The following is a 12,442-nucleotide window of genomic DNA, read 5'->3' on the forward strand; positions in this document are numbered from 1 at the left end:
TAATCTAAAGAATTCATTAAATTTCAGACGAAATCTGAGCTGTTGAGCGGACAAATATTTTGTTATTTTAAAAGTCAAATTTTATAATCCATTGAAAAAACTGTATTTTTAATTCCGCAATTTGTGCATTTAGCTTGAAACAGCCTCAGGCTAAACACACAATCGCTTGTTTTAAAACATCTATGCCTCCTCAATCGTTATTCTTGCATTTAACTCCCTATCCCTTTGTAAATACTACCATAATTTTATTCGATATGTTTTTTTAGGTCTGTAAGTCAGGTTGTCTTTTCAAAATATTTTATAGGCTTCAGTTCATTCAGCAGGCTCCAAGCTATCAACAGAAGCACATATCTATTTAAAATTACACAATTTTTTCCGGAAAGCACACTTATGCCTGGAATATCAATTTTGTGCGTTTAGCGTGAGTAAAAAATACTTGATTTTGTGCTTATAGCATGATAGTAATCTTGGTTATGATACTATCAAAAAATTCCATAAAATATTTTCAATCACTGCATTCGCGCGTTTTGCAATCTATGGCAAAACTCCAATCCCAGACACCTTACTTTTATGAAAATGAAATTTTTTTCAATCACTATGATTGTCTCCGGAGTGTTTGGGAACATGGCGTAGCCATTAAATCAGCTTGTCAAAAATTTAATATTTCACGTTCTTTTTTTTATGAAATTGAAAAAAAATTTACTGATTATGGATTACCTGGCCTTTTTACTTTTTCAGACAGTTGTCAACAGTATCCGGATTTAGAACAACTCGCATTATTGCTAAAAAAAGGGCGTCCGTTTCTCTCCTATACTTCAATTCATCGCATTACTCAATCTGTGCCGATTACCAAAGGTCTATCTTCAACAAAATTAATTTCAAAAATCCTTCAGTCCCATGGCTATGGTATCTCTGATATGAAAGACGATTTTAACTTCTGGGGAAGAATACAAAGGACACTCGATGTATGGGCTACTTTTTTAAAAACGCCAGATAGGAATCATAATCCAAAAAAACGAAAAGCTACTTTTCTGATAGATCAAGATCCCTGTCATAAACGGTTGGAACTACTCAGAGAACTCTTTTCCAATCATAAGTCTACCTCAAAAGAGGTTTGCTTCCGCTTTGGAGTTTCTATGCCAACCTATTATCGTTTAATTGCAGAGTATAAACTTTACGGGCTCTGGGCACTTATCCCCGCTCACTCACAGGGAAAGCAAAGTCTTTCTTCTGAGCTGCAATTAGCTATTATTTTGGAAAAGCTTAAACATCCAAAATGGTCTCCGGAACTTATTATTAAAACACATAAACTTAAGATTTCCCGGTTTGCCGTACTTCGCGTCATTAAACGCTGGGGCTTGGACGATAAAAATCGTGAACCTGTTGCTCTGGATGAATATTTAGATAAAGTAAGTTACGTTGAGGATAAACCATTTCAGCCTTTCAAAAGTGCGTATCACCTTCAATCTGAGTACACTATTTTTAATACAAGAAGAATAAATCGTCATTTTGAATTGATTTGCAATAAAATGAAAATTCGTCCTTTTCAAATTTGTGATCCAGGTCCGTTTTTATTAGCGCCATTTGTAAATGATCTGGGCGTTATCCAAGCTTTTAATACTTACGGACCAATTAAGTTAAGAGGAAAAGAAATTACAAACTTGGCTTTATTGAATATTTTCAGAATCCTTGCAGGATACCGCCGTATAAGCCATTTAAATAATAATCGTGATCGATCCGTAGCATTAGCAAGTGGAATTGGTATGTATGGTTCGACTTCCAAATATTACGAAGATACTATTGCCTTTACATTTGACCAAATCCACAAACTTAGATGCGATTTAGTAGCACGAGCGAAAGAATTAGAGCTCATCGAGGGACTACAAATCGGCTTTGATTTTCATCTTAAAGAATTTTATGGAGATCATTCCGTTGAAAAACAAATTGGTAAAGGTCCAGATAAAGCCGGTAACATGGTACCAAGTTTTCGTCCCCATGTTGCTTGGGATCTTGCAACCAATGTCATCATTAATATAGCTTATTTTCAAGGCGGCACCAGAGCTCCTCGAATAATCCATCAATTTTGCGAACAAAATATTCTTCCAATTTTAGACCCCTTAGCCGTACAAGAACTTTATATTGATTCAGAATATACCAAAGAAAAAGACTTCCATTATTATAAGAAGGTTGTTTTTAAAAATGGTGATATTTTTATTTGTCTAAAAAAAAATAAACAAATTCTTAAATTAATCAAACCTGCTACAGACAGCGATGAAGAATGGGAACCCTTTAACAAGGATGACGAATTCAAGGCAATACAAGTCAAATTACCCAAAACAGGGCTTGAAATGAAAATTGTTATTCTTAGAGATCGAGAAAAAAAAACTGAAAACATACGGTGTTTTAGTTCTACCAACCTGCAACTTCATTCAAAAGACATTCTCCGTAAATATCGTTTTCGTTGGGTTATTGAAAATGGGATCAAGGATCTTGTTTCCAGTTATTTTATAGATGAGATTTTTGGTCTTGATCCAGTAAAAGTTGAATTTGAATTTTATTGTGTTATGGTAGCCAGGCTTGCTTATGAGTATTTTTTAAAAGAATTAGGGGGGCAGTATTATAATAAAGTTGATGGCAATAAATGTACCCTCCAAAAAATGCGTACGCTTCTATTTGAAAAAAGAAACTGTAAAATTGAGCAGGATCATTCCGGCAACTTAATATTGACTCTTTTGGACTGGCAAAAAAAAGGGACTATTGAAGATCATGTCTCAAAAATGCTTTTATCCTTAAAAGAAAAAGGTAAAAATAAAACCTTGTGGTGGAATAATCGTAGTGTTTTTCTGCGCGCTAAAAATCAGTACGATTTTTTAAAAAGTGTCCAATAAAGTCGTCGGCAAAATGTCCACCATACAGCTCAGATTTCGTCTGAATTTTCATAAGCGGCGGATTTAATGTCGGTTGTGACGTAACGCCTAAGCCACAGGCGAAATTGAGCATTTAAAGTTGTATGCTCACGCTGAGCTTTTTCGCGGGCACTATAAATCAGGTTAGGGTCTGCACTAAAGGTAATATTTTTCAACATATCGCCTCCTTAATTTATTCACACGCAAATAGTGTACACCAGGACAGTGTTTTGTCAAGAAAAAAGAAGACTATTCACCCTTCAACTCTCTATCGCCGGGCAAATACTTTTTGTATTTCTTCGATGATTAATTTATTAGCCAGGGGCTTAAAGAGCAGATTGTCGACTCCCTCGTTTTTTACGGATTCAACTTTATCTGCATTTTCATTTAAGCCGGTAATTACAATGATTCCGGTTTTGTCATATCTTGCATGCGAGCGGATATATTTTACAAATTCAATACCATCCATTTTTGGCATCATGATGTCGGTCAGGATAAGATCAGGCGCAAAGCTCCCCAGTTTTGCGGTGGCATCAATACCGTCCCCGGCACACATTACTATAGCGCCCGGCATCTTTCTTTTTATAAGGCGCATTATTGATTTACGTATTTTTTCTTCGTCTTCAACAACTATGATTCGTTTGCTTTTGACCGCCGACGGAAAAGATTTTTCTTTTACCGACCATTTATGGACCATCTTCTGTATATCTTCCGTTTTAAAGGGCTTTGACATATAATCGTCCATGCCTGCCTGGATACATTTTTCACGGTCGCCCTTCATGGCATTGGCGGTTAACGCTATAATCGGAATCCGCGTATGTTGATTTGAGATATCTTTTTTCAGGGTTTTTTCCCATTTTCTGATTTCCCGGGTTGCCTGCAGGCCGTCCATATTCGGCATCTGCATATCCATGAATATAATGTCATAAGCGTCTCTCCCGGTGACAAGTTCCAGTGCCTGTAAACCATCGGAAGCAATTTTAATTTGATATCCCATTCGCTTGAACATCTTTTCTCCCACTTTCTGGTTAACAGGATTATCTTCGGCATAGAGTATTTTTACAGCATGAGCCATGATCTCCTTTTTTATCGGGATGCTCCTGCTTTTCCCGGTATCCTCTTCCAGCAACCCGAAAAGCGACCTGAGCATGTTGATCATGACCCTGTGCCTGACAGGTTTGGACAGCAGGCCTGCAAATTTTGATTTGCTGCTTTTAGAACCTGGGATATGGTCAGGCGTCAGCGCTATCAGCTTTGTCTTTTCTCCGGTTATTTGGTCTATTTTTGCCGCAAGTTCCGTACCGGCCATATCTTTCAGGGTTAAATCAATAATGGCGACTTCCGGCGGGTGGTTATTAATAACTTTCAGTGCTTCTGCTCCGGTTTTGGCCAAAACAGGGATCATCTTTGCTTTTTTTATAATATTCTTTAATATTTGCAATGCTGCTTGATTATTCTCCGCGATCAAGACTCTTTTTCCTTCGAGCCCGGATATATCCACCTGCATTTTTTGAGTTTTTCCTGAAAGATCCTTTTTAAATCGGGTTGCAAAATGAAAAATAGAGCCGTCTCCGTAACCGTAAGTTTTCTTTTCCTTTTTACTGAAGGCAGGACTTGTAACCCACATTTCGCCGCCCATCAGCGCTGCCAGTTTCCTGGAAATGGCCAGCCCCAGGCCGCTTCCTCCGTACTTCCTGGTGGTGCTTGAATCTACCTGCCGGAAGGTTTCGAAAACAGTTTCGAGTTTATCAGGCGGTATTCCGATGCCCGAATCCCTGACTGAAAAATCAAGCAAAATATTTTTATCAGTCTCTTTTGCAACAGAAACAGACAACAATACTTCCCCTTTTTCTGTAAATTTTACGGCATTACCGGCCAGGTTTGTTATTATCTGGCGTAATTTGGTGGGATCTCCTATAAGGCCGGCCGGGATGTCATCGATAAAGCAATTAATTTCGACAGGTTTTTCACCCAGCTTTGTTTTTGTAAGTTCACCAACCTCGCAAATCAAGTCTTCAAGATTAAACGGGATCGATTCAAGCTCTATCTTGTTGTTCTCGATCCTGGAAAGGTCGAGAATGTTGTTTATAAGCAGTAGAAGATTTTCACCGCTTTTTTTGATGGTTTCAACAGCATCTCTCTGATCCGAATTCAACTCATCTCCCAGCAGAATATCTGCAAAACCGAGGATGCCGTTCATGGGCGTACGAATCTCGTGGCTCATAGTGGCCAAAAAATCCGATTTTGCTATGTTGGCCTCTTCCGCTGCCTCTTTGGCGGCAAGAAGTTTTTTTTCAGCCATCTTCAATCTTGAGATATCATGACATTCAATAATAATGTAAGAGACTACTCCAGCCTTACTGGTTACAGGTGACAAACGGATCTCGCTATCTATCAAACCAGCTTTGGTATTCAGGCGCTCTTCATAAAAGACCCTCTCCCCCAGGGCGGCTTTGGCGATATTTTTTTTAACCCTTTTTTGGATCTCCCGGTCATAATTAAACCATCCCCCGTTCCAGGCCTTTGTCCCGATTATATCGGAACGTTTGAAACCGGCGGCTTCCGCAGCCTTTTTATTTATCATGATAAAAACGCCTCCGGTATCTATCTTCGCATTCATAGTGATGAGGTTATCCACATATCTATGAATGTCAACATTCTGTTTTATCAAATCATACTCAATCTGCTTGAGTTCAGTGATGTCATTGATTATGATTCCCAGATCGTCTCCAGTCTTGAATGCTTTTATATTGCGAATCTTGTTATGGGGTTCTATGGATATGTTAGTAAACGCAAAGGATTCGCCTGTTATTATAATTTCTTTATATTTTGCCAGCCTGTTTGTATTTGTAAGGTAAGGAGCTATTTCGGTTATATGCTTGCCGACATCCTTTTTTGAAAGGCCTAAGATAGCTTGTGTGGCCTTGTTGAATAGTTTGAGCTTCAAATTTTTGTCAAACAAGAGGTATCCTTCAAAAGCATAATCCATAAAATCGACAAAGGCATCCCGGATTTCTCCAGGCTCAATATCCGGCAGTTTGTTTAGTGAGTTTGCTTGTAAACTGTTCATGGGTAAAGGGCTCTCCTCTCCTCATTTCTTATGATAAAAAGTGGCTGCAAGGGCTATTTTGTATTCTAAGAAAGATCATCGGCATTTGCTGGAAAAACTTAAAAAAATGGCAGTCTTCAGGCAGGTAAGCGTTTTTCTTGACCTGAGGTAAGGATGTCTGATATTTTAGAAACATGAAAAAAAGACAGCATAAGTGGACGTACTGATTGGTTAATTTTGTCTTTTTTAGAAAACTGTGGACTGATAACTGACTCTTGCAGAGAGGTTTAATCATGCCTTTAGTTAAGTCTAAAGAAAAAAATAGTACAGGTATTAAATCACGAGCTCTAAGCAATGTTCAACTGGAACTTATAAAATTGTATTCTACAAATTTGGAGTATGATGATTTAATGGAATTAAAAACGATTTTGGCTAATCATTTTGCTGAAAAAGCAATAAATGAAGCTGATAATATCTGGAATCAAAAGGATATGTCAGCAGATACTATGGAAGATTGGCTGAATGAAAACTAATCGAAAGTTTGTCATTTAAAAATCATGGATATATCTGAATTCAAAGGTGTTTTAGATAAGCAGCGGAAAACCAGCTAACCTTTATATTTATTTTAAACGATTTAAACCGGCCCTGACAATCAATTGACAAAAATAAGCAAAAAATATGCCGAATCTGAAACAGGCGCCGTAAGAAAAGACTGGAGAGGGCGGACCAGGATTGCCCTTGTTTACCCGAACCAATACCGGGTCGGGATGTCTAATCTGGGCTTTCAAACTGTTTATCGTTTATTAAATAATATCGAGCATGTTGTTTGCGAAAGAGCTTTTCTGCCTGATAACGGCAAAAGCGCAGGCAGCCGGATTGTTACAATAGAATCTCAAAGGCCGGTTACTGATTTTGATATAATTGCTTTTTCGGTTTCATTTGAAAGCGATTTTCTTAATATTTTATCTTTCCTGAATATTGCCGGGCTTCCAATGCTGGCAAAGAAGAGAAGGCCGGATCATCCCCTGATCATTGCCGGGGGAGTCGCATGTTTTCTAAATCCGGAACCGGTTGCGCTGTTTATCGACTGTTTTTTGCTGGGTGAGGCGGAGGTTCTTTTGCCCGATTTTTGTGACTTTTTTGACAGGTTGATCCTGAGGTCGAATGAGGGGAAAACAAGCTTCCTGCTTGATATTGCCAAAAACCTGCCCGGGGTTTATGTGCCGGCATTGTATCGCCCGTTTTATAATAATGACGGAACGTTTAAATTGTTTGAGCCGCTGTGTGAGGCGCCGTCTAAGGTAAAAAAAGTTTTTTTGCAGGATCTTTCTTCTGTTTCCACATGCAGCGCTGTCTTAACCCCGCATACTTCCTTTAAAAAAACATTTTTAATCGAAACCGGCCGGGGGTGCACTCATGGCTGCCGGTTCTGCAGCGCCGGGTACATATACCGGCCTCCGCGTTACCGAACCGTGTCGGCCTTGCAAAAATCTATTAAAGAGGGTCTTGAACTTACCGACCGGATAGGCTTTGTGGGAGCGGCCGTATCCGATCTGCCGGAAATAGGAGCGCTGTGCTCTGAATTCAAAAATGATAATATCAGGATATCCTTCAGCTCACTCAGGGCCGATGCGTTGACCGAAGACTTTTTATCGGTTCTCAAACAAAGCCGGGTAAAAACGGCCACCATAGCGCCCGATGCCGGATCCCAGCGCATGCGGGATGTGATCAACAAGGGCATTACCGAAGAAGATATCCTCAAAACTGCCGAAAGGCTGGTGGCGAAAGGAATACCGAATCTCAAGCTTTATTTCATGATAGGTCTTCCCCACGAAACATTTGAAGATATCGAAGAAATTGCCAAGCTTTGCAAAAAGATCAAAGATGTATTCCTGAAATCAAGCCGGATCAGGGGACGTATCGGCCGCATAACATTGAGCATCAACCCTTTTGTTCCCAAGCCGTTCACACCTTTTCAATGGGCGGCAATGGATGAGGAGCGTATAATAAAAAAAAAGATCAACATTATAAGGGCCGAATTAAAAAAAACGGCAAATCTTCGCATAAATGTGGAGAGTCCCCGTCGGGCATATATCCAGGCCATTATTTCCAGGGGCGACCGCAGGATGGCTGAAATTTTATTGAAGGTTGTAGAAAACAGGGGAAACTGGCCAAAAACATTGAAAGAATCTCAGTTTAATCCGGATTTTTTCGTTTACCGTGAGCGGCATAATAAGGAACTTTTTCCGTGGGATTTTATTGATCACGGAATTAAAAAATCTTTTCTCCGTAATGAATACAATCTGGCCGAAAAAAATAGAACATCGCCCCCCTGCAGGGTGGGATCATGCAGCCTTTGCGGTGTTTGCCCGGTATTGATGTGAAATCTATAGCCCTCTATTTCTGCGGCTTTGCTCAATCGGATCGTACAAGGCCGACCTAAATCTGAAAACCAATTCCGCGCATTTAGTTTTGAGATAGCCCTAAGGTTTGCAAGATACTGGTTCACAAACTTCCTTTTACCATCAGTCATCATTGCATCCTGCCTGTACAAATATGATCCTTTTATTTCATCTATTTTGCTGTACCTCCACGCAAGTTTCAAACAGTTGATGTTTTTTTAACCGTTCACGGTTAAAACCTTGCAGTTCACTGTTTTTTAATAAACTTTGTGCCAATTAAAGCATGCTGATCTATGAACACAAGCAATGAGTGGCATAACATTTGCTTTGTTATAGGTTGTTAAGTTTTTATTTTTATATCTGCTTGATTTTATAGAGAAAAAAAATTTTACAAATCATATATTTTATGCGTTTAATAAAACATATGTGTGTCAAAAAGTACAAAATTTAGCATGATTATTTCATCATATTGATCAACCAATGATTTGAAAATAAAAATAGTTTACGCTTTTTTTTAACTCCAGCTGAACGATTTTTGCTTTTATCAGAGAGGCCTTTATAATGATTTCAGTAAGATATTTATCGAAAAAAATATTACTTTTTTTATTAGTTTTTTTCATCTTATGCCCGGGTTCCCAGGTATTTGGATCTAAAAAAGATTATTCCCACCTGATAGAGCTTATACGATTAGAAGACAGAGAGAAACCTTTATATGTTTTTAACGCTTTTGTACCAGAGCTGGAGAATGGCTGTTTTAAAGCAACTTTTGAGTATTTTAAAGAACATCAGACTCTTGTAACTAAAATCAAGGCAGACTTGCAAAGTTCTTCAATAAGTTGGGAACTCAAAGATCTAGAGCACCGGCTGCTTTTTGTCCCTGAAACACGTTATAAATTTGCAGAATTGTATGAAAGATATTGCATTGACGTACTCTCCTTTATTTTTGAAAAAACAAGCATGCAAAATCCATATACCAGTCTTTCAACGCTCAATAATGAACTACCGGATTTGTCTGATCATAATGGGGTAACAGCCTTTCTTGTACATAATCTTGCCAGGGAATATAATGTAACTTGCATTTTTTTCAGCCCGCAGAATAATAAAGTAAAGATAAAATTAAATGGTAAAATATTAATTGGTGAGGTCGGTTCTTATATAACAGATATATATTTGCATGATGACGGTTCACTTGAATTTGTGAGGAATAATTATACCATATGGCAGAATAGCGCCAAGAATCCTTATACAGCCTTGATGACACCTGTTGAAGAAACTTTGCATATACTATTGCGGGAATATACGGAAAATATGATAAAGGCCGATATACTGCGGAATTCTGTTACAACCATTAATGGTATCAAGCCTATTGCAGATGGTTGGCTTGCCATAGAAGAAGCCGTGGTCGGAGGAATAGTTGCAAAATTACTCCCATGCTTTCTTGAAAAGTATTTTACAAATTTTTCTTATTCTTTGCTTGAAGAGGATCTGCAATCAAAGAATGGATTCGATAAATACCGATATTTAAAAAAAGGCATCAAAGTCGTGGAAAGCCTCGGTTATATGGAGGCTATCAAAATGTATCAGAATGACACGCCGACATTCAAAAAATTGCTGGATGAGGGATCTATTTAAAAAAGAAGGGTTTTCCCCTATAGCGCTCACCTAAACTGATACAATTGTACTCAGATAAATTGACACACCCCCATTTTTTCGCATTATTTTTTCAAATTTCATTTTTCAATAAAATACCATCCATCCATTTCATCATTTCCAGCATGATAAGATGCAAATAGTGTAACGGGTATTTTTGATGAAAATTTACAAAATACTGTAACGCTTATTTGGACGAACACCTACTTCCTGCATTGTTTTGTAGGGACTACCGTTGACACTTTTAAAATAACAATGGGACACAGATGCATACCGATCAACACAGATAGGTTTGTTTTTTTAAAAAAAGTGTAAAGTACTTTTGAAGTGATATGAAGGATGTCAAAACAGGCATCCTTCAGAATTAGTTTACATTTACTTTGTATAAAAACTGGATTTCACCGCAGAGAACGCAGAGTTCGCTGAGATATTACATTAAAAATTAAGCAGTTCCTCTGCGCTTTCTGCGTACTCTGCAGTGAAAATACCGGTCTAATATGAGGAAAAGTGTTAACTACTTTTAAGCCTCATTGAAAGACGCTGAAAAGTTCATAATTTATCCGAGAGGATTATAAACCCCATTCTTGATCTGATAATGGGAGAAGCAATTGTATATTTCGGCCTTAATAACAATCAAACGCCCCTATTAGAGGGGGAATAGAGATGACTTCACTCTTCAGAAAGTTGAGTTATTGGTTTACTTTTTTGTGTTTACCAAAATTATTTATTTGAACTGTCCTTGTTCCGGCGCAAGCGCCGGAACAAGGAGCTGGACGAAGTCAGCACCGCGATTCCAGGCGGCGCAGCCGCCTGGAACGTAAAGCTGAGTGGCTGGGCAACGATAACCGAAAAACTATGATAATGGTAAAAACTACCGGTCAAATGCTGCCTTTCAAAAGCGGCACGGCTTTGCCCAGTCCATCTCAAGCACCTGGTTGGGCATTTTGTATGTCCCATATGATGGTATCAGAACTAAAATCCTGTTTTTTTGGCCACATGATACCATGATGGGCAGGGCGAACGAGATAAAAATAAGATTTGTTTTTAAGTTCTTTGAAAGCACTGCCGTTTAAATAAGGCTTTACGTCAAAGATGCCCGAAATGCCACTACTTGTGAGGATATCAATTTGGTAATTATCAAGTGGGACGGCTTTTATTATAGTCTCCATACCAATCACCTTTCATCGTAATGGATTAATTTTAAAAACTGGTTCACCCGCAACAGCCAATTTCCGGTAGTCCCTACAAAACAATGCAGGTGATTAAAAAGTGTCTCTGAAAACATGAATAAAAAAGATTTTTACTAAAAATTAAAATTGCTATAGACTAAAAGCAATATATTTTGTAGAGTACGGTTAAAACTCTATTCAAAGGATCGCAACCATGCAAAATACAGCAAATACAGCCCTAACACTTTTTTGTCCCGGGAAAAGCTGCAAATGTTATCAATCAACCGAGAACAAAATCACCAAGGATGGAGTTTACATAACAAAATCCGATTTTGAGCCAAGACAAATGTTTTACTGCAATGGTGGCAAACATAGATTCTCAGAAACAGGATATTCCGATCTTTTTGGAAAGCATGGCAGTTTTAAAGAATATGAGCAAACGGCAAAGCTAAACTCTTACGGCCTTGGCACTGATGCAATTGCCGATGTACTTCAAAAAGATCGAAGGACAATTGAACAACGGCAAAAAGCTATTGGACAAAAAGGCCAGCAATTTCACCTATTTCTTTGTTTTACTATCGGACTTACCATTGTATTTCTCCAGATGGATGAACTATGGTCTTACCTTAAAAATAAAAGTCAACAATTATGGGTTTTTATCGCTCTTGAATCAACAACAAAATTCTGGATCGGTTTCGAGTTGGGTTCAAGAACAACTTACACTGCAAACCGTTTAGTAAAGGGCGTTAAAAAGTTGGGCAAATGGGGAAAAGATAATATATTAAAGGTCGCTGCAGATAAATTAGCGGCTTACAAAAATACGCTCGAAAACATTATGTCTGAAATTCCTTATGCTTACCTGCAAATTGTTAAGCGCCGAATAAAGCGTCGGCTTGTAACAGTTAAAAAATATTTTGTAAAAGGTACTGTAAAAGATTTCCCCGGAAAAAGCCAAAACACCTCATTTATTAAGAGACTGAACCTTACCCTGAGGCAACATATCTCCTATCTTCAGAGAAAAACTCTGGGGTATTGCAAGAACAAGTTGAATTTTAGTAATGTAATGTGGATCAACTTATTCAACTATAATTACATACAATTTCATAAGAGCTTACGAATACGAATTAACAATGAAAACGAGAAATTTATAAAAAAGTATAACCATAATACACCGGCAATGCAGATGGGACTTACGAATTCTCCACTAAACTGGAGATATCTCATTACAGTCCCAATACCTTGTAAGTAGCTGATTTTTCGAACCTG

At 38.2% G+C, this 12,442-nt stretch carries 8 protein-coding genes; 5 read left to right on the forward strand and 3 right to left on the reverse strand.

Going from position 1 to position 12,442, the window contains the following annotated elements:
* Positions 1 to 536 precede the first annotated feature (536 nt).
* A complete protein-coding gene (locus tag BuS5_RS01855; protein WP_274427965.1) occupies positions 537 to 2,888 on the forward strand; it encodes a transposase in 2,352 nt (783 codons plus the stop codon).
* A 29-nt stretch (positions 2,889 to 2,917) separates the two neighbouring features.
* Here the strand turns inward: BuS5_RS01855 and BuS5_RS01860 are convergent, their stop codons facing one another.
* Together BuS5_RS01860 and BuS5_RS01865 are read right to left on the reverse strand one after the other, a co-directional pair.
* On the reverse strand, positions 2,918 to 3,085 hold the full coding sequence (locus BuS5_RS01860) for a hypothetical protein (protein WP_157487465.1): 168 nt from the start codon (positions 3,083 to 3,085) through the stop codon (positions 2,918 to 2,920).
* Between the two features lie 89 nt (positions 3,086 to 3,174).
* Positions 3,175 to 5,976 carry a hybrid sensor histidine kinase/response regulator gene (locus BuS5_RS01865; RefSeq protein ID WP_051375129.1) on the reverse strand — a complete coding sequence of 934 codons (2,802 nt, stop codon included), beginning with the start codon at positions 5,974 to 5,976 and terminating at the stop codon, positions 3,175 to 3,177.
* Positions 5,977 to 6,248: 272 nt separating this feature from the next.
* On the opposite strand from BuS5_RS01865, the gene BuS5_RS01870 reads away from it, so the two are divergent.
* The 3 genes from BuS5_RS01870 to BuS5_RS01880 all read left to right on the forward strand — a co-directional run bounded on the left by BuS5_RS01870 (position 6,249) and on the right by BuS5_RS01880 (position 9,989).
* Positions 6,249 to 6,488 carry a hypothetical protein gene (locus tag BuS5_RS01870; protein ID WP_051375131.1) on the forward strand — a complete coding sequence of 80 codons (240 nt, stop codon included), beginning with the start codon at positions 6,249 to 6,251 and terminating at the stop codon, positions 6,486 to 6,488.
* A gap of 123 nt (positions 6,489 to 6,611) precedes the next feature.
* Positions 6,612 to 8,339 carry a TIGR03960 family B12-binding radical SAM protein gene (locus BuS5_RS01875; RefSeq protein WP_035266347.1) on the forward strand — a complete coding sequence of 576 codons (1,728 nt, stop codon included), beginning with the start codon at positions 6,612 to 6,614 and terminating at the stop codon, positions 8,337 to 8,339.
* Between the two features lie 579 nt (positions 8,340 to 8,918).
* The gene (locus BuS5_RS01880; RefSeq protein ID WP_027354877.1) at positions 8,919 to 9,989 is read left to right on the forward strand and encodes a hypothetical protein; all 1,071 of its coding nucleotides are present in this window, start codon (positions 8,919 to 8,921) and stop codon (positions 9,987 to 9,989) included.
* A 941-nt stretch (positions 9,990 to 10,930) separates the two neighbouring features.
* Here BuS5_RS01880 and BuS5_RS01885 read toward each other — a convergent pair.
* Positions 10,931 to 11,176 (reverse strand): DUF2442 domain-containing protein, encoded by a 246-nt coding sequence (locus BuS5_RS01885; RefSeq protein ID WP_027354878.1) that lies wholly within the window; start codon positions 11,174 to 11,176, stop codon positions 10,931 to 10,933.
* Between the two features lie 214 nt (positions 11,177 to 11,390).
* Between BuS5_RS01885 and BuS5_RS01890 the strand changes: the two genes are divergently transcribed.
* Positions 11,391 to 12,425 (forward strand): IS1 family transposase, encoded by a 1,035-nt coding sequence (locus BuS5_RS01890; RefSeq protein WP_274427967.1) that lies wholly within the window; start codon positions 11,391 to 11,393, stop codon positions 12,423 to 12,425.
* Positions 12,426 to 12,442 lie beyond the last annotated feature (17 nt).

The sequence above is a fragment of the Desulfosarcina sp. BuS5 genome (assembly GCF_028752835.1).
In the GTDB taxonomy this organism is placed as follows: domain Bacteria; phylum Desulfobacterota; class Desulfobacteria; order Desulfobacterales; family BuS5; genus BuS5.